The organism is Mycobacterium sp. NPDC050853 (assembly GCF_040653875.1).
Lineage (GTDB): Bacteria > Actinomycetota > Actinomycetes > Mycobacteriales > Mycobacteriaceae > Mycobacterium.
Window position 1 is genome coordinate 1 of sequence record NZ_JBFAGW010000015.1, and the last position, 17,361, is coordinate 17,361.

The 17,361-nt window shown below is 60.4% G+C and carries 18 protein-coding genes and 5 pseudogenes; 11 read left to right on the forward strand and 12 right to left on the reverse strand.

The features are described from left to right. Positions 1-344 (reverse strand): annotated as a pseudogene (locus AB0H22_RS25145) (hypothetical protein); the annotation flags it as partial. Next, positions 344-973, reverse strand: coding sequence for an MspA family porin (locus AB0H22_RS25150; protein WP_358150003.1), 630 nt, complete (start codon positions 971-973; stop codon positions 344-346). The pseudogene AB0H22_RS25145 and the gene AB0H22_RS25150, both read right to left, overlap by 1 nt. Positions 974-1,282: 309 nt before the next feature. Here AB0H22_RS25150 and AB0H22_RS25155 point away from each other — a divergent pair, with 309 nt between their 5' ends. Genes AB0H22_RS25155 through AB0H22_RS25165 form a run of 3 tightly spaced genes read left to right on the forward strand, consistent with a single transcriptional unit; the run spans position 1,283 to position 3,421 of the window. Continuing rightward, on the forward strand, positions 1,283-1,750 hold the full coding sequence (locus AB0H22_RS25155) for an XRE family transcriptional regulator (RefSeq protein ID WP_358149975.1): 468 nt from the start codon (positions 1,283-1,285) through the stop codon (positions 1,748-1,750). A 34-nt stretch (positions 1,751-1,784) separates the two neighbouring features. Further along, positions 1,785-2,237, forward strand: coding sequence for a regulator (locus tag AB0H22_RS25160; RefSeq protein WP_358150005.1), 453 nt, complete (start codon positions 1,785-1,787; stop codon positions 2,235-2,237). After that, the gene (locus AB0H22_RS25165) at positions 2,234-3,421 is read left to right on the forward strand and encodes an MAB_1171c family putative transporter (RefSeq protein WP_358149977.1); all 1,188 of its coding nucleotides are present in this window, start codon (positions 2,234-2,236) and stop codon (positions 3,419-3,421) included. Before AB0H22_RS25160 ends, AB0H22_RS25165 begins: the two co-directional genes overlap by 4 nt. A gap of 757 nt (positions 3,422-4,178) precedes the next feature. Here AB0H22_RS25165 and AB0H22_RS25170 read toward each other — a convergent pair. The 3 genes from AB0H22_RS25170 to AB0H22_RS25180 form a co-directional block, all read right to left on the reverse strand. Then, positions 4,179-4,742 carry a hypothetical protein gene (locus AB0H22_RS25170; RefSeq protein ID WP_358149979.1) on the reverse strand — a complete coding sequence of 188 codons (564 nt, stop codon included), beginning with the start codon at positions 4,740-4,742 and terminating at the stop codon, positions 4,179-4,181. Continuing rightward, a complete protein-coding gene (locus tag AB0H22_RS25175) occupies positions 4,739-6,127 on the reverse strand; it encodes an acyltransferase (protein ID WP_358149981.1) in 1,389 nt (462 codons plus the stop codon). The genes AB0H22_RS25170 and AB0H22_RS25175 overlap by 4 nt, the downstream gene beginning before the upstream one ends. A 716-nt stretch (positions 6,128-6,843) precedes the next feature. Next, positions 6,844-7,605, reverse strand: coding sequence for a hypothetical protein (locus AB0H22_RS25180; protein ID WP_358149983.1), 762 nt, complete (start codon positions 7,603-7,605; stop codon positions 6,844-6,846). A gap of 99 nt (positions 7,606-7,704) precedes the next feature. Here AB0H22_RS25180 and AB0H22_RS25185 point away from each other — a divergent pair, with 99 nt between their 5' ends. Beyond that, positions 7,705-7,917, forward strand: coding sequence for a hypothetical protein (locus AB0H22_RS25185; protein WP_358149985.1), 213 nt, complete (start codon positions 7,705-7,707; stop codon positions 7,915-7,917). Positions 7,918-8,522: 605 nt separating this feature from the next. Then, a complete protein-coding gene (locus AB0H22_RS25190; protein ID WP_358149987.1) occupies positions 8,523-9,152 on the forward strand; it encodes a hypothetical protein in 630 nt (209 codons plus the stop codon). Here the strand turns inward: AB0H22_RS25190 and AB0H22_RS25195 are convergent. Next, a pseudogene (locus AB0H22_RS25195) lies at positions 9,127-9,279 on the reverse strand (polysaccharide deacetylase family protein); the annotation flags it as partial. The gene AB0H22_RS25190 and the pseudogene AB0H22_RS25195 sit on opposite strands and share 26 nt — an antisense overlap. A 489-nt stretch (positions 9,280-9,768) precedes the next feature. Here AB0H22_RS25195 and AB0H22_RS25200 point away from each other — a divergent pair. From AB0H22_RS25200 to AB0H22_RS25225, 6 genes and pseudogenes are all read left to right on the forward strand, one after another. Further along, the gene (locus AB0H22_RS25200) at positions 9,769-10,032 is read left to right on the forward strand and encodes a helix-turn-helix domain-containing protein (protein ID WP_219603329.1); all 264 of its coding nucleotides are present in this window, start codon (positions 9,769-9,771) and stop codon (positions 10,030-10,032) included. A gap of 65 nt (positions 10,033-10,097) precedes the next feature. After that, positions 10,098-10,631, forward strand: coding sequence for a hypothetical protein (locus tag AB0H22_RS25205; protein ID WP_358149989.1), 534 nt, complete (start codon positions 10,098-10,100; stop codon positions 10,629-10,631). Positions 10,632-10,856: 225 nt separating this feature from the next. Beyond that, positions 10,857-11,594, forward strand: a pseudogene (locus AB0H22_RS25210) (hypothetical protein); the annotation flags it as partial. Positions 11,595-12,312: 718 nt separating this feature from the next. After that, positions 12,313-13,371 (forward strand): hypothetical protein, encoded by a 1,059-nt coding sequence (locus AB0H22_RS25215; protein WP_358149991.1) that lies wholly within the window; start codon positions 12,313-12,315, stop codon positions 13,369-13,371. Positions 13,372-13,580: 209 nt separating this feature from the next. Continuing rightward, entirely contained in the window at positions 13,581-13,961 is a 381-nt protein-coding gene (locus tag AB0H22_RS25220; protein ID WP_358150007.1) for a hypothetical protein, read from the forward strand. A 430-nt stretch (positions 13,962-14,391) separates the two neighbouring features. After that, positions 14,392-14,832, forward strand: a complete 441-nt coding sequence (locus AB0H22_RS25225) for a hypothetical protein (RefSeq protein ID WP_358149993.1) — start codon at positions 14,392-14,394, stop codon at positions 14,830-14,832. A gap of 69 nt (positions 14,833-14,901) precedes the next feature. On the opposite strand, the gene AB0H22_RS25230 is transcribed toward AB0H22_RS25225, so the two are convergent. The 6 genes and pseudogenes from AB0H22_RS25230 to AB0H22_RS25255 form a co-directional block, all read right to left on the reverse strand. Next, positions 14,902-15,129, reverse strand: coding sequence for a hypothetical protein (locus tag AB0H22_RS25230; protein ID WP_358149995.1), 228 nt, complete (start codon positions 15,127-15,129; stop codon positions 14,902-14,904). 77 nt (positions 15,130-15,206) lie between these two features. Continuing rightward, positions 15,207-15,344, reverse strand: a pseudogene (locus AB0H22_RS25235) (helix-turn-helix domain-containing protein); the annotation flags it as partial. 73 nt (positions 15,345-15,417) lie between these two features. Next, a complete protein-coding gene (locus AB0H22_RS25240; protein ID WP_358149997.1) occupies positions 15,418-15,585 on the reverse strand; it encodes an excalibur calcium-binding domain-containing protein in 168 nt (55 codons plus the stop codon). A gap of 250 nt (positions 15,586-15,835) precedes the next feature. Next, positions 15,836-15,919, reverse strand: a pseudogene (locus AB0H22_RS25245) (helix-turn-helix domain-containing protein); the annotation flags it as partial. Between the two features lie 65 nt (positions 15,920-15,984). Next, positions 15,985-16,494, reverse strand: a complete 510-nt coding sequence (locus AB0H22_RS25250; protein ID WP_358149999.1) for a hypothetical protein — start codon at positions 16,492-16,494, stop codon at positions 15,985-15,987. Between the two features lie 9 nt (positions 16,495-16,503). Continuing rightward, a partial coding sequence (locus AB0H22_RS25255) for a hypothetical protein (RefSeq protein ID WP_358150001.1) occupies positions 16,504-17,361 on the reverse strand: 858 nt, incomplete at its 5' end.

Sequence of the window (17,361 nt, forward strand, 5' to 3'; positions counted from 1 at the left end):
GGCAGGTGGATCGCGATATTCTTACCCGCCCAGGTGGTTGGGAAGAAGACACCGTCCTTGGCGAACATCGGCACCGTGAAATTCGACAGCTCACGCGCCGCCGCCAGCGGCTGACCCATGCCGTTGCCCTCGCCCTGAGGAGCGGACGAGGACACTTTCGCACCGCCAATGTTGTTGATGCGCGGGGCATCCTGTGGCATCTCCCGCGGCGCCGGAATCGGCGCAGGAGTCGGAGCCACCGGATCGGCATATGCCCGGCTGGTTGTCATGACCGACCCCTCGGCGGGTATGACAACCAGCCCAACAGCAAGAAGCATCAGTGCAATTCTGAAAACCTTCGTCATCACAGGTCTTTCGGTTCGCCGTAGACGGTTTGAGTGTCGTTGCCGTTCTCGGTACGAATCCGGAAGGTGGCGAAGGACTGGATCTTCACCTGACCACCGCAGCCGTCGGCCTCGACGTTCTGGTTACGTACTTGCGAGACCGCGTGCATGTTGCGGAAGTTGATCCGGTCCATTGGCAGTTGAGCCAAGCCACCGGGCTTGAGCAGCACGCGCATGTAGCCGCCGATGTGCTCTTGGGCACCCACCGAGGCGCCGCCGGAGACGCCACCGAAGCCGCCGCCCTGGCCGCCACCGCCACCCCCAGCGCCGCCCTGGCCGCCGCCATACGCGCCGCCATAGGCCTGGCCGTTGAGCTGCTGGCTAAGCGTCAACCCGAGGTCGCCGCCGAGTTCCACACCCGAGGAGGAGTCGGTGCGGCAGCCCACGAAGTATCCGGTCTCCAGCTGTGCGTCCTGAATGACCGCTGAACCCGCTCCCGAGATCCTGGCCTCCGCGCGGTAGGACACCCGGGCTTGCCACGAGTTGCTCGCACCGGCGATGTTGTCGATGTGATCGATGACCTCATTGGTCATCGTCAACCCGACAGTCCACCCGTCATCGGTCACGAACTGCTGATACTGATCCGGCATCACCTGCGGGTCGGCGAAGGCGTACGGGGCACCGGCCAGGAGTGCGAGTGCAACTGTGACTGATGTTGCGACCGGGACGCCATGCCTAGGGCGCCTGCGTGTTAATGCAGTAGTCAACGGTGTATCTCCCCGTGGGAGCACGAACCTGTGCGCGGGTGCCGTCCCCTTGGCTGGCACACGCAAATGTATAACAGTCAATTATCAGTATTGCAATATTTACTGGCAAAACTATACTCGTAGTGCGGTTACCGGTAAAAGGTTGCGGTACGGTGACCTGTGGGCAGGAAAGTCAACGAACGGATGGGGACAATGCCAAACAAGGGCCACGGCCGACAGGTTGCTGAGGACATGCGTGCAGAGAGTCTGGCCGCTAAGCTCACGAAGTTGTACGAAGTCATGAGTCCTGCAGGCGAAGCTGTCTCGGATGCGACGGTCGCTGATGGGATTTTCGAGAAGACGGGGGTTCAGATGAGTGGGCCGTACCTGTGCCTGTTGCGCACCGGCAAGCGCACCAACCCGACCGTTCAGAATGTGCAGGCCGTCGCCGAGTACTTCGGCGTCCCTGCCTCCTACCTCATCGACGGCGGCTCCGATGCCGCGATCGAAGCCGAGCTGCGTCTCGTCAAAGCCATGCGCGACAACGGCATCCGCGATATCGCCACCAGACTGTCCGGGCTCACACCCGAGTCGATCGGGAACCTGGCCGGCATCGTTGACCGCCTGCGCGAGCTGGAAAACCTGCCCCCGATCGGACCTTCAGATGAACCTTCGACGTAAACGCCTACAACACAAGGGCTCGTCCGAAGCCGACATCCGGGGGATCATCGGCCAGCTGCCCGTGCCCAGCCCCTTCGACCGGGCCGCATTCATCGACACCGTCGAACAGCTGCGTGGGCGTCGCATCACACTCCTGCCCGTCGAAGGCGCGCTATTGGCCGGAAGTGCCTGTGGTCTGTGGCTGGTTCGCGAACACGACGACATCGTCCTGTATCAAGACGGAACCTCCCAGCTGCACGCCGACCAAATCATCCTGCACGAACTCGGCCACATGCTGCTCGGCCACGACAAGAGCGCCAAAACCGATACCGCACAGATGGTCTCCGCGCTCACACCCAACCTCGACCCCGGCGCCGTCAAAGCCGCCCTGGGCCGCAGCGCCTACGACACCAGTTCCGAACACGACGCCGAAATGTTCGCCAGCCTCATCCTGGCTCACTCGCCCAAAGACCGAACCCTCACCGACGTCCTCCTCGGGCGCCAGTGACCAGCGCGGTACCCGGCTACATCTCGTGGCCGGTACTGGCATGTTTTGTGTTGGTGCTGGCGTTTCGGCTGCGCTGGCTGGGCGCCGGGTTCGCTGCCCGCCACCGCAACAGAGTGCTGATCTTCGTCGCCGCCACCCAACTCACCGCCGAACCCGCTGTGCAGCACCTGCTCGCCGTGGCCATACCCTGCCCTGCGGCCAGCATGTCCCAGATCCCGTTCGCGCTGCTGCTGTTGATCAGCCCCGAACTCATCGGGTTCCTCGCGATGATCGACGGCACCGACGAAGTGCTTCTGGCCCGCGCTTACCGCCAATACCGAGTCGCCACCTTCGTCACCATCGCCATATTGGGCGTGACCGCCACCGGCCCCCGCATCCGCCACCAACCCATCGCCCTGACCGGCGACAACTCCGAGATCCTCGCCGCACTCCTCTGGTCAGTCCTGTCGATCACCGCGGCTGCCACCATCTTCCGGCTCCTGGCCGAAAGCCTTCGCCGCCCGCGCCACAGCACCGCCCAACGCGTGATCATCGGTGAACTCATCGCCCTGGGCATCGCCACTTGCCTGCCCGGCCTGACCATATTTACCCTGGCCCTACTCGAACGCCTCAATCTGGCCCACACTCTCGCGGTGCGCCAAATCATCTACTCCCACGCCAGCTTCGCGGCCCTGCTCGCTGCCCTGCCCTTAGCCCTGGGCCCCTGCCTTGTCGCCGCCCAAGCCCTCCTGCACCGCGACACCAACGGCCGAACCTGGCGAAACCTCCAACCACTCTGGACCGACCTCACCACCGCCTACCCCCACACCATCCTCAACCCACCCCCGCGACGATTCCAACCCGTCACCGACTTTCAACTACACCGCATCATCATCGAAATCCGAGACGCCCTACTAAAACTAGCCCCACGCATCACCGAACTCACCGACACCGACCGAGAACAACTCGACCGTGCCGACAAGCCTTGCCGGAGGGGCAACCACAGCGCACAGCAGGCGTTGCAGATCGCCAACGCCATCGCACGCCCGACCGCGACTAATCTCCCGCCTACCGGCAACACCCCGCTGCCCGCCTCTACCCGTGAAGATGAACTCGCCCAACTCATGGAGCTTGCGGGCTGGTGGCCAACCGCCAAGCACATTGCGGAGGAAGGTTCCGCCAAGGCGACGGCGCAGCTCGCCTGATCCATGCTCTGGCCACGAGGGGTTACCCACGATGTGTTCCCAAGAGCACGACCATCGCTGTAGCACCGCGACACCGGCCAAAAGCTCAGCAGCCTTCGAGACCTGCCGCCGAAACATTTGCTAACCACCACGCCTAGCAATTACCCATTTTCACCGCTACAGCCGCCAGCTGCGTACGCGATTAGCTCTCTGAATCGTTAATCGCGTCTCTTGCCCTAACATCTAAGCCCTACAAAATAATTCGCCGGCAGCGAGACCGGACTATTCTCGACCCATTGGACTTCGAGGTATATGCAGGATATTTCGGTGCCGTCCCCCAGCATCTGGCATCCTGTTACCGACAACAAACACACCTCGAGCGGGATACGATCAACGTAGTTGCCACGCCCACATTCAAATCTATATGTGTTTGTCTTGCTTGGGTTTCCATGCATGACTCTGGGTACACCGGAATCAACGAGTATGCCGTTCAGTGCGTATCTCACACTCTTTAAGTCGGGTGCTTGCTCTGTGATATCCACATCTCCAGCGACATAGGCCGGGATAATGACTGCATTCGGCAGTGAACGGATTAGTCCACAATCCGGTGTTCACGATCGCTCGGCGAGTCAAGGGATGAACCGGTGCACCCAGGCCGACGGCTGCGCGATCGCCAACACGGGCTCGTCAGCAGCTTTGGGTTCCAAGAAGGTTGGTGGTGCACCTTGCTATCGGCGCATTTTCCTCCGACATCACGCTGCCTCGATCGCCGATCTGGCTAATTCAACTCCTTGTTTATGTCGGTGTTGCGAAGCTCCTGGATGATGGTGGAGGCGCTGGCGAACAGTTCGTTGATCGAGTGTCGACATGTGGCTAGATCGCGAACCGCACCCAAGTTGATGCGTGGAACGTTGAGTGCATTTACAACATGCAGGGCCACCACAGCGCCCGCCCACTGGGTTGTGGGTGGTGTCGGGACCTTCATTGCCGCTGACAACGCATGAACTTTTTTGCCGGCCGGGTCGTCAACGAGTTTGACTCCTGCGCCGTGGGCTTCTTGCTGGCCAATGGCGATGGCGGCGGATAGTTGCTGAATAGTGTTGTCCAACAGGGTGTGTTCGGCAATCGGTGTCTCAAATAACTGGATATGCTGGATGTAGACGAGGTGGTCGCCGTCGATGTCGGCGCTGGGTCCGAAGAACACGGCGGTCACTGCCCGGGGCGACAGGCCTGCGGACGGTTCGATGTTCGCAGCTTTGCCCGCAACATCGAACACGCGTGCATCGTTGGTGAACCCCATCTGTTCCCGACCCCAGCCCGGCGAATCGAAAAGCGACTTCATTTCGGTGTCTCCTGTGGCCGCAACGCGTGGTTTGGATGAGGGTTGGTCTGATCGTCGGAGACGGTTGTGGGTAACAGTTTTTCGACTTCGGACTGCAGTATCTGTTCGACTCTGCGTGCGTTGTTCTTACGGGTGGCCAGTTTTGTGAAATCAATGCTCAATCGTCCGTTGTAGCTGCTGACGAAGTAGATATGTCCGTCGACCACCGCCACGCCCCGCGCGGCCAAGAACGCGACGACCGCATGAAGTTCAACACCGCAACGAAAATCGTTGATATGCAGCCCATCTGGGGTTTCAAACCCGGGAATACGACCCCAGTTGGTGATCTGGATGGCGGTGAAGGTCGGTACCAAACCTCCTAGCGCCACGAGAAGGAAATACCGCCCTATCATGGAAAGCACTCGCCGAATGTCACCCTCGGGGACGAACGCGGTTTGATGGATGCGGCTGGTTTTTAGCCCATCGCTAATATCGGCGACCACTTGGCGTGCAAGATCGAGCACATCGCTGCTTTGGTTTGCACTAAGGATCATCTCGGCAATACCCAGCACGTTGGTGCCTTCTGCCGCAGCAACCGGGGGCTTCAGCCGGGAGCGCAAGTTCACATACGAGGAAATCGCAACGGGCAGTACAGCCTTGCCTGAAAGTTCTCGCTCGGCGAGCACTAATGCGGCACTGACGAGCCCGTGGAGCGTTACCCCGTTCGCGCGGCCTATCTCAAGAAGCTTGTCGGTCTGTTCGACCGACAGGTGAACACGCCCCCGTTCTGCACGGCGCGGCCGGAACGCGGTCCAGATCCAACCGCGCCCACGATAGGCGGGACGCAGATCCATCATGCGCCTGGATGCCGGTTCGGTATAGCCACGCGCACGCAGCAGAGATTCCGAACTGGCCGGCATGGGATGCGGCGTCCGTGTAACAGGTTGCCCTACAAGGCCTTTCGTTACATGCATACGCTCGGTGTAGAGCATCCACAAGTCTTGTTGATACTTCAGGGCGGCGTCAGCATCAGCGATCGCGTGATGCAAGAGGAACGTCACGCGGAACTTCTCACTCGACCGATACACCCGCAGCGCACAAACACGCCCAACTGGTAACGCTGACTTGCGGGCCGTCAGGTAGTTCCCGACGTCGGCATCACTGACGTCAAAGAACGTGACCGCCGGCTGCTTGCCGTGTTCGAACCGTACTTCGAAACCCTTGCGCAACAAATGAATCCGGCCACCCAGCAGCGGGTACATCTCAACCAAGGCGGCGAAGGCATCCGAGAGCACGGCCTCGTCCATCACACCCGTGCCATAGCAATTCTGCGCCACGGTGGCACCGGCAAGGACGAACACGGACTCCGAACGCGCCAAAACGCGCGGCGGCAGCTGCTCGGACATAAGACTCCTTAGATAGCAGACACGTATCAGATACATGACGTAACCGATACTGGCAGTATACGGTACTAGTAAGTACTGGATAGTGATAGATGGCCCTGCCCGCCACGCGTACGCCCAGCGCTGTGTCGGAGAGCTAGTCGCGGCGCCGTGTGGGTCCACGAACGGCTTGGTCGCCTACTGCGAGTGGTTCGCGAAACTCGGCAATAAGAGTGGTCAGGAACTCGAAAGGGTTCCTGACCTCCTGCTTTTGAAGGTTTTTGGTGGCGCTTGGAGCGGGGTCCTGCGGTGCGGGGATTTTGGGGCGTGTGTCCCGATTAGGCGCCCAGCCACCTCAAGTAGGCCTGGGCGAGTTAGGGGCTGTCCCCTGCCAAGAACTCCGACCCCAGCCTTTCCCCGAACCCCTTTGTCTAGGCTGGTCAAAGCCGTAGCCGTACAGTGATAGCGGAGCGATATCGGACGACGGAGACTGCACCGACGGTTCTCACCAACTGCATGAAATGTTCACCGCGCAGTTAGTTGAGAACGTCTGATGTCTAGCCAGTTGATCTATGAGACGATGGTCGACATGGACGAGCGGTCACGTAAGCGGCGCCGCGATCTGGGCTCCGCGCCTGCCAGGGATACGACGGTTAGCGGCAATAAGGACGGACTGACTCCAGAGCAAAAGACGGAGATTGCGCGGCGGGAAGCTCGGAGACGGTGGGGGCTTGACGTTGCTAATGGGGGAAGTCGGCAGGCGTGATGATTCCTGCGTCGAGGCCCTGAAGCAGCACGAACGGTTCCATTAAGGGATCCTTGAATCGGTAGCGCCACCGCCTGTCTTCACCTTCGCGGATCAAGATCTCGCGCGTTGTGGCAAGCGAAGTGAGCTGAGGATTGAATCGATCCACGCCGACTGTTTCACCGATTATCTTTGAGTACGGCGTGCGAATGTCTGATGGTGAAAAGTCTCCCATATCACCAAGTTTCGTTATCGCGCAGGCGAGGAGCACCTCCCTCAAACGGGTCTTGCGGGGGCTGTAGGTTGCGTTCTCGTAGGCCGTGGTGAGACTGCGGTCCAATTTGAGGAGGCCGACCCGCAGTCCTGCCATGACGTCATCACGAGTGATCACCATCCTGCTCTGCAGCAGGGCGTTCCGCGCAGCTTCTTGAGCCAGCAGGTGGGCGTACTGGGGAAGTCCGCGGGGCACGATACGTGTCAGCTCAAGTGCGGGCCGTTCAATCGTCATCCCCAGCTTCTCCAGTCCCCGCGTGACGATTTCGCCCAGCTCTTCCCGGTTCATGCGGGGCATCTTCACCTGAGCGATCGCACGGACAGCCGATAAATGGCCTTCCAGGAGCGCATCAAGATCTTCTGCCACACCCACCGGACAAAGCGTGGCCCGCTCAATGTGGTCGGACATCGCCTTAATCGTGTTAGCAAGGGTGATAATCGCGTTGCTGTCTGCCAACTCGTTGAACTCGTCGAAAAAAATCACAACCGGGCGGATAGCGGTTATGTTCCTCAGTGCAACACGAGTGCAGCCGCCCCCGGCAGCGGTGGACAGCCCAGTCCCACGGCAGCCGCCGACCGACAGGTGGCGTTCTCTTTCACCAGCAACCTGCTGGCGGGCGCGGAGACTGCCGACGGATTCGCCACCCTGTTCCGGGCGTTCTACGTGGCCCTCGACGAGCGGCAGATCAGCTATCTACAGGGCACACTGCAGCTCGTCGCCAACTCCTCTGTCGTCGACGAGCTGCAGCCGCTCCTCGACGATCTGGGAATCACGGCAACTATCAAAGAGATCTGATCCGCCCTCGTGCTTCTGCTGCAGAGTACGAAAACAGACGCTTCGTGCTCGTTTCTCATGCCGTGACTCCCTCTCGATTGCAAGACATTTCGGACACGGGACCTGATCGAAGTCCTCAAACCCCCGACCACCAGCCACCTGACAAACGATGTGTGGTAACCCACGCATGAAAGCCATTTCCAGGCAATGAAATTCGCTAGAATCGAACTCTGAGAACAGACTTCGACATTGCCGCATGCCTCGCGTTGACAGGATGTTCGGACCCAATTCGCCAAGTCACATCGTCAGTCTCGCCAACCCCCGCGGTTGCGCCAACTGAGTTGGCATCCCTTTTTCTCAACGGTGCGGAGGTTACGCCAGGGCGCTCGCCCCGGGCAGGGCGCCGGTTTTGTTCTGAGGACCTACCCCTGGTCGACCTTCCGGGCGAGTAGCTCCCGGAAGGACCTAAGTTCATGCCCGATGGTCAGTAGTGCCTGGGTTTGCGCTAGGGCAACGTGCGTGTCGATCCACTTGGCACCACTACAGATAACACTGTTCCTCACGATGAAAACCACCCGTTAATCCCACATGGGTAACCCACACGTATCCGCGGCTAGCATTGGCGGATGTTTGCGACTTCGGCGGTGAACGAGGTACCTCGAGTGATGACGCAAGCAGAAGCGGAGGTCCTGGACGCGCCGTTGGCGTTTGATTTCCCGGGCGTCGATGGACTAAGGATTCAGGCCAGTGCGCTGCTGGTGAAGCGCAGTTGTACGTGTGGATGCGGATCGCTCTACCTGTATCCGCAGGGCAGGAATGTTCCAGTTTCATGCCCCCGTGTGGTCGAGATCAACGGCGATGTCTTCGATGACTCGGACAACGCGGTTGGCGGCGTCCAGTTGTTCGTACATGACGGACTGCTTTCGGAGCTGGAGGTCTACTCCTACGGCGCACCGCTGGCAATGCCGTCGACGGACATGATCGAGTGGCATCGAACCACCGGTCCCTCGCACCGCCCAGCCGAGCGCTCTGCGAACGCAAAACCGCGCTCCGCCGGTGACCCACCTCAGCGCATACGACGTCGAGACGTTCGAGGATGCGTGGCGCTCACGATGGCCTCAGGTTCGGCCCGTGGGTCACGAATTGCGGTGTACCGCATCGGCTACGTGGGTGCGATTCCACAGCCTGCCCGGTTCGAGCCAGCCTGGGCGATTCGGGTGGCGCTGGCAGGTCACGGGCGACCTTATTCCCGATGAGGAAGAAGGTGGCCTTGGCGTTGTTGTCGGCAAGGACGTTGAGCAGCCGGTCGGTGGATGGGGTCGGGCCGTCGCCGACGGTCAGGGCTATGCATTTGGCGTGGGTGCAGTCGACGTCGTCGGGGCCGTGTGAGGGTGGTCAGATGACGCACATCCCCCGTCTGAATCTCATGGGTGCCGAAGTCGCCCTCACCGTTGTGAAGACTGCCCCAGCGTTCGCGCACCCGACCCACACATCTACGTCGGGTAGGCGCCACGCAATCAGGATCCATCCAGGTCGTCGAACAGTGGCCGAGCACCTCGAGTAGACCCAATGGTCAAACGATCCGGGTTGCCGCCATACCAATCATCGTCGAAAGAGCCCGATCACTTTGGGGCAGCTGGAATTCGGCCTACGGAGCGGTGGCCAGGCCGACGACCATCCAGGATCCGTACCACAGCGATACCATCCAAGGTCTATGTCCGGGTGAGCCGCGATCGGCACCCGATTGACGTGAGGAATCGCCCCACTACGTCCACTGGTTCATCTATTCTCAGCTGGGTCTGCTGACGGCGACACGGCAGGTGCTCAGCACCAACGGAGTCGGCGAGCAGGCCGCGTACACGGGACCGGTGAATGAAGACACGTGGGGCTGAGCGGGCTGAGGAACGTGCGGCGTTGAAAGCGGCTTATGAGGGTGGTTCGAGTATCCGTGCGCTGGCTGTTGCCCATGGTCACTCGTACGGGTACGTCCACGATGCTCTGGTCGAGACGGGTACGCAGCTGCGTGGGCGCGGCGGGCCGAAAAACCTCAACCCGGTGCCCATCCCGCCCGAGAAGGCCGGTCGCAGGGGTTCGCCGGTGGTGTCTGCCTTGAGGAGCGACGCCACAGGTATCTAGACGCGTGTTCTAGTTGGCGGGCAAGGTGTTACGCGTCCGTGGCGGGGTTTGTAAGGTGCCTTGTTGTGGCGGTTCATGGTGTTGCCGGGTATGCGGCCGGGTGCCGGTGTGAGGAGTGCGCTGAGGCGCAGCAGGCACGAGAGAAGGCGATCGCCGATGCTGAGCGGGCACGCTGGGCCTCGGTACGGCCGCGCGCCGAGATAGGCGCCACGCAGCGCCAAAGGCTTGAGCGCGCCGAGAACGCCGCGTTGGCCCGCGTTGGGCACCAGTGGCGCAAACAGGCCAAGGCTGCGGGCCGACGTGACCGGGAGCGCCAACGCCAGCAGCAGGCGGCGGCCAGTGAGCGCCGCCAAGCTAAAGCTGAGGCCGAATACGCGCGCCAGCGCCGCGAAGCCATCGCCACATCGGACTACCGCTGGCTGCTCGATGATCAGCGCCTGGCCACCAAACATGTACGCAACCGGATCGCCGTTGTGCAGCGCCAAGCCCAACCCGGGACCCTCGATGAGCTGCTATTGCATCAAGCCCAACAAATCCATCAACTCATCGAGCAACACCACGCCGAACTCGTCAGGCACTCCCAGAACCCGGACGGGTAGCTGCGGGCCAGGTTCGCTGCTCCGGGGTTGACATTCGCTTCGACATATCGCCAGGTGACGGCGGGTTACCTACATGCGCGGCGCCAAATCTGGGCGACGAGTCCAGTTCAGCAAACATCTGTTTTGGACATTTGTGTGGACATACCCGGCTTTGGTCTGTCATGCTCCAAGCAATAGCTACACGCGTTCTCCGCGTGGGGCAAGGAGCGGGAGGGTCTACCCAAGATGGTTATCAGTGACCGTTGGCGCATGTCGCCAGGTTTGCGCAGGGTGTCCGCAGTTGTGGCGATTGCGGCCCTTACTCTTGGCGGCGCGAAGGTCGCTAGCGACCACACGATGCCCGGTACAGGTTTTTCCACTGTCCAGACCGCTGCCGCAGATCCCACAGGACCCACAGGTGGCCCCGGCGGCGACGGGGGGATGAATGGAGGCCAGTTCTCGCCGCCTCAAATGCCTGCGCAGCAGCCTGATTACCAGGGCGGCATCAACCAGCCACCCCTAAATCAGGACAACGGTGTGTCCATCTACAACAGCGGCGCCCCGCAAGCACCTCAGCAGGGCGGTCAGCAAGGCGCACAACAACAGTCAGGCAATCAGCAGCCGATTCACGGGACGCAGCCGCCGGACTACCAGACCGCCACCCCCTATACCGAAGGCCCCGGTCGCGCGAACCCTGACTACCAAGCGCCGCAACAACAATCGCCGCAGCAACGCCAACAACCCCAGCAGCAGCAGCCGAGCCAGGCCCCGACGCAGACACAGCAGCCCAGCCAAAACGACCAGCAAGACCGCGAACTAAAACAGCAATGCCAGCAGCAGGCTCAGTACTACGGCTTTGCTGAACAGATGGCCAGCTTTATCGCCTCGTCGATGGGTGGTTTCGGAAGCATGTTCGGGCAACCCAGTCGCAACTGGGGACCGGCATTCGAATGCAACTGCGCGCCTGAACAGGGCGGACCGCAAAAACAATCACCAGAAACGCTAGCGCAAACAGAAACTCCCAGGGAGGACACGTGCACCCCACCGGGATTCTCTGTGACGAGCCCCCAAGATGGCACCCTGGTGATAGATGAAACGCGCAGGCGCAACGCCATCATGATCTTGACCGAGAGCAGGAACCTTAATGTGCCCGAGCAAGCGCAGAAGATCGCTCTGATGGTCGCGCTCAGGGAAAGCCATATTGAGAACCTGGGGAATCTGAATACGAATCCTTTGAGCACACTGCCGGGTGATCCGGTCCCGGGTAGTGAATACCCTGGGCCTGGTTTGAGCGCCGACGACCGCGCGTTCTCTTTCCGGTCAGCTGACCGTGACCCGACATCTGCGTGGTGGAGGCCAAATATTGACCCGGGATACGGCGGCATGGGCGTGGACGCCGCCGGCGACAATGATTCTGTCGGGTTGTTCCAACAACGTGTACCCCTGTACGGCAAGCCGAGTCTGACAATGGATCCCTGGACATCGACAAAGATGTTCTACCAGGGGATCGGTGTCGAGGATGGGCCAGGTATGGGCCTGCTCAACGCGATGAAAAAATATCCCGGGATCAGCGGCCCCGATCTAGCACAGAAGCAGCAGGGGTCCGGCCCGGCGAGCTATTCGAATTGGGAGTCCGCTGCCAACGACATATATGACAAGCTCAAGGGCTGCCCCAGCATCGGAAGACAGGAATGACCCCGTAATGCCGAAATTAGTTACCTCCTTAGCAGCATTTCTCGTCAGCGCAGCGGCCATGACAGCGTGTTCTGGCGATACGAAACCAGCCGACGATTCGTCGAGTCATCTCTTCGGTGCGACGGTCGACGGGTACGGGCAGAAGCTCAGCCAGGATGACCAGGACGCCCTCGCTGTAGCCCGCGCTCTTCGAGGAGTCGACGCGTGCGGTTTCGTTGATGACGCAACGCTCAACTCAACTGTGCCCGATGCTGATTTCTACACATATAGCGGTTCGCCGATGACGTGCCTGATCTCGCGGTCAGGCGGCGATAGCCCTATGGGCAAGCAGATCCGGCTCGACATACGCACTGATGTCGAACCCGACTGGGACAAGCATCCCGCCAACTGGAACGACCTGCAGGTAGGCAACGTCCTCGTCAAATCAAACGCTGACTGCAATTTCTTCTTCCCGCTGGGCCTGGGCGATCTGGAGGGTGCACCGAAATCTTCTAGCGCCTCTGCGGCGCTGGACCGCGAATATGTCGCAATAACCGCTGGCGCACAGAGCGACGCCGGTTGCGAACTGACAAAGGCAGTCGCGACCTCGGCGGCAAAAATCAAAGACACTAGGCTTCCGCGCCTGGACGCAAAAAACAAGCTAGGCACCGAGTTGTTCGACAAAGACCCGTGTTCTCTGTCGCCGGACCTAAAGGCTTTCAACGGTTTCATACCGAATATCGGTGATGGAACCAGTTGCGCATTTCGCCCCAGCTCCGGTGATTCACTCACCTATGTCGTTTTCGCGTTATCGAAACGCGCAACGCTGAACGGGTCTTGGAAAACCGAGCAGCGCGATGGTGTGACTCTGTACATCGAACCCGGCTACCAAGAGGGTAACTATCACGACTGCAGAATTGCTGTCGTTGCGGGACAGCCGGTTTCACCGACAATCATCGGCACCGCGAGCGATTCGCCCAAGGCAAAAAACCAGGACCTCTGGCCCCTTCCGGTGATAGATGTCACCGGTCAGGATTGCGAACAGAACAAGCAGATAGCAGTAGCTGCCGCGAAGAAGTTCGCGTAGGGGCCACGGACTCGATGAAACCACTTTTAATACTCCTCGGTACCACTGTCGTTGCAGTCTCGGGATGCGGCCCGCTTGATTCACCCTCGTCTACAGTGGCAGCCACCGCCTCATCGCCCGCACAACAGGAATCACAAGACTTTACGAACATCCCGGGCCAGCTCCCCACCCCGGCATCGTTGACAGCCAATGGTCAGGCCGAGGCCCCGGTGGGTGGGTGCGTAAACTTGGGCGGAGAGCTGGTGAACGCTTCTTTGACCGTGGTTGATTGTGGCTCAGCCAAGCACACGTACCGGATTATCCAGCGGGTGAATGTGCCTCAGGAATGTGGGGATACCGATCGTTCCTTTTACCATAATTCGAAAGCCACTGGCCAGTACACGGCCTGTCTTGACCTAGCGTGGGACAGCTCGTCATGCATCGCTTTGGGCCAGCCCGTAGCCAAAGTGGCCTGTACAGATACCGCCGCGCCGAATCGCGTTAGGCCGGTCAAGATCATCCTGGACACCACCACGCTAGACGGATGCCCAGACGGCGGCTACAAGCACCCGCAACGACGTTTCACGGTCTGCACCCAGACACAACAGTAGGGCGGAATAGCCCAGGCCCTCACTCACCAACAGGAGAGCCCGTAATGTCAATTCAGGACGTTCAAGCTGTCGCGTTTGTGGCTATACCCGTTGGCGTTATCGCATTTCTGATCGGGCTGCTAGTCGCGGTGATCGTGGCTATTTCCTATCGTGTGACTCGCCGCAATAGGCCACACGAATCACAAGAAGCCCCGGAACGTGCTGTGCGCTCAAGTCACTAGCGCTCTCCAGCCCAATTCCCAGAGAGAGATGGGGCGCTGGCCGTGTGAGGCGTGCTTTAGGCGCTTTGACGGGCATCCCCCCACCCCCTTGCGGGGGTCGCGGAGGTTCTGGCCCCGGTCGCCCCGGGTGTCCGTGCGGGGTTTCGCTACGTGGTGATGCGCTTGTGTCGTTCTAGAGTTGCGGTATGTATGCCCTGGCGGGTGTGAAAATGGCTGATCTTGCGGGTCGACGTATATACAGCGCTGACCTTGCTCCGATTGCTGATAGCCGGTTCACGCTGGAGGTGAACGGCGACGACCGGTTTGCGTACATCTATTTTGTTGAGCCCTTGGCGCGTCATGCCCGCCATCTGCCCGAGATATGGCCGTACGTCGTGGACGATGACGGATATTTGACCAAGGAAGCGGCCAGGGGGGTAACGCAGCGACTTCACAAGTTACTGCCGCCCAATGACGGGGTCGAACACATCGAGGGCCTTGAGACCTCTGAGGAGCCCGCTGTCGGGCTCAGCATCCACAGCATGTACCGACGCGATGAGACGTTCGGTTTCTGGTTCGACCGGATCGGGCGGCGGCTCATCACCACCATCGTCAACCTCACCAACCCACACGCCGCCCCGTACCTGTTCGGTGTGCTAGATAACCGCTAACTCCAGACAGAGACAGACACCAGGACATTCCCACGGCCTCGGCACCGCCCCGCTCTGCTAGCGCTGACATCAGTGATGAGCGAGGTACTCGACAAGTGCGGGGTGCAGGCGGTGCCGGGTGAAGGATGCCGCGGCATCGGGTCGCCAGAAAACCGTGATGTTGTGTTTTTCGGCTACTTGATGGCACTGGACAAGTAGCTGATCAGTTAGAGGCTCAGATCTGTGTTTGCGCAGTTCCGATTGCAGGCTTTTAGGCAAGACACGCCAAATTGCTGCCGGGTCCAGTTCGGAAGACATTCAGGGATCGTAGGCTCACCTAGCCCACTAGTGCAGCACGAGCAATCAACGCAATACACAGCAGTCAGCCACTGCTGCTAGTCAGCCAACACCCGGTACACCGTCGCACGACTAACACCTACCGCCTTGGCAATCGTGGTGGTCGATTCGCTGTTGCCGTGCATACGGGCCGCTAAAGCCATGTTCTCGGCGCTAAGGGACATCGGCCGACCAAGCGGGGAGTTGGACCAACGGAAGCTCCGCAAAGGGGCTATGTGTTGCTCCCCGCTTAGCCGACCGCCTCAAAGTTTAGCCTTCGCAGGCCAGACCGTCCCCGTCGCGATCCGGCTTCGCTAAGTAGCCCGGCGCGCCGCGCGGAATGTTGTACTCGCCGTCCGCGTGGGCTTCTTTGCAGTTGGCGTACGGCGGGTCAGCCAGCGCCACCGGCACCGCCCCCACCGGCAGCGATAACGACACCCATGCCGCCGCAAGGACAGCGCCCCGTCAATACCGGCATGACGAGACCATGACCATGTTTGCCCCGCTTCTGTGAAGTGACTGTGAAGACACAGAAGCTACCAAGATCACCACCGGTTCAGAGGCGGATTCGCATACCAATGCTTGGCCACGTCAAGCACCCTAACCAGCGGCGACATCCAAAGCGCACGCAGCGCGGGGCGATGCCCCGAGGGAGTGGCCATTGCTGGCACCCTAAGTGCGGCTGCCGGTCCTGTTCGGCCAGCACCCGGTAAATCATCGTGGCGCGGCTGACACCCACGGCCTTCGCAATGGCGGTGGCCGACTCCCCCGAGGCCCCGGCGACGATTTGCGCTTCGACGGCGAGTTGGGCTGCCCGCTAGCCAGATCAATAGCGCCCTATTTGGTCTGCGGAGGATCGAATCTGATGGTCTTGAGGCATTGCGCTTGCCCCGAAAGGCCGAATCGCAGTGTGCCCCAGCGCTGGTGTGAAAACCACACAGCGTTGGTGAGATCGCTATGGTCGATCACGGCGAGCTTGGTGAGGTCTGAGTACCTGCCCTTTAGGGCGTCTGCGTTGACGCACTCGGACGTATTCATCGTGAATACCGTGAATATCCAGCGGTCTTGGTCTTGGGCGACCGTCGTGCCGAGAACCGTGACCTCCGGGCCCAGTGATACCTGACCGCCGACCCACCTCCTTCCATCACCGGGTTTCAGCTGCGCCCCCAGGAGCCCTTCGACCCTGCTGACAGTGAGCGGAGTTGTCTGTGCGGCGCGATCGACGAACTCCCATAACGCGGTAGCGTCCGGGGCTGCGGAAGCATGCGGCGGCTCTCCGCTGCCCCCACACGCCGCCAACAGGCAGAGGACGCTAAGTGCGGCAAGGATTTTGGCTGTTCTGATCATTGCTAACCCCTATTGCTCCGGGCAAATGCCAGGGATTGTGTAATACATGACGTAGTTGACGCCGTCCGGGCACCCAGAAGGATGGAGTGTGCCGTAGATCTTTCCGATCGCTTGCCTTGCGGTTTGCCTGGCTGCAGGGTTGCTTTCCCCTCCGGCCGCCTTGTAGGTGTCGTATATCGCCATGAATTGGTCATGTATGTCGTCTGTCTCGATAACTGCGTCGTCACCGCCGTTCGCGACGATCTCAAGCCTGGTTTCAAGCTCGTTTAACACCGCGTCCCCTTCTCCCGCCAAGTAGTCATCAACGTTGTTGGCTGGAACCAAGTTGTAAGCATCCATAGCGTGCCCGAATTCGTGAGTGAGAGACTTACCAATCCAGATGGGGTCTCCCTGTTGGTCAACATCAAGAATGATCACCGAATGTTCAGTATCCGTTTTCGTTCCCCCACCAGAGGGTCCGAACCGGATCTTCCAATCGGCTGCTTCGAGTTTGCTCCACTCATCCATCATTTTGGGTGATTTCGAGACGAGATCCCACGCCGGAGTGTCTTGCAAGACGTTCTGTGGAAGACCGTCATCATCGTATGGAGATGGCGGAGTCGGCGCAGCCACGGTGATCGTCACAGTGGACACTGATTGACTCGTTGAGGTCCGGGGAGCCGGGCGCCGCGAGGTCGAGGGGGGCGTGGTGATTGTCGACGTCGGCTGCTGCGGAGTGGCCTGCTGCGATTGCTCCTGGGAATGGCCTTGCTGGCCATTTTGCTGCTGGCCTTGCTGTGGGGGTGCGGTGTTGGGGATCGACTGCTGTCCGGTGTATGCGGGCGCGGTGCTGTAGTTCGGCGGGTTTTGTTCCCCATTGGCGGCCCG

Bases quoted from the DNA above. Each gene is read 5' to 3' on its own strand.
- AB0H22_RS25225 (WP_358149993.1), top strand. From the start codon at position 14,392: ATGGCTGATCTTGCGGGTCGACGTATATACAGCGCTGACCTTGCTCCG.
- AB0H22_RS25250 (WP_358149999.1), bottom strand. From the start codon at position 16,494: ATGATCAGAACAGCCAAAATCCTTGCCGCACTTAGCGTCCTCTGCCTG.
- AB0H22_RS25155 (WP_358149975.1), top strand. From the start codon at position 1,283: ATGCCAAACAAGGGCCACGGCCGACAGGTTGCTGAGGACATGCGTGCA.
- AB0H22_RS25170 (WP_358149979.1), bottom strand. From the start codon at position 4,742: ATGAAGTCGCTTTTCGATTCGCCGGGCTGGGGTCGGGAACAGATGGGG.
- AB0H22_RS25215 (WP_358149991.1), top strand. From the start codon at position 12,313: ATGCCGAAATTAGTTACCTCCTTAGCAGCATTTCTCGTCAGCGCAGCG.
- AB0H22_RS25200 (WP_219603329.1), top strand. From the start codon at position 9,769: ATGAAGACACGTGGGGCTGAGCGGGCTGAGGAACGTGCGGCGTTGAAA.
- AB0H22_RS25190 (WP_358149987.1), top strand. From the start codon at position 8,523: ATGTTTGCGACTTCGGCGGTGAACGAGGTACCTCGAGTGATGACGCAA.
- AB0H22_RS25150 (WP_358150003.1), bottom strand. From the start codon at position 973: ATGCCGGATCAGTATCAGCAGTTCGTGACCGATGACGGGTGGACTGTC.
- AB0H22_RS25175 (WP_358149981.1), bottom strand. From the start codon at position 6,127: ATGTCCGAGCAGCTGCCGCCGCGCGTTTTGGCGCGTTCGGAGTCCGTG.
- AB0H22_RS25230 (WP_358149995.1), bottom strand. From the start codon at position 15,129: ATGTCTTCCGAACTGGACCCGGCAGCAATTTGGCGTGTCTTGCCTAAA.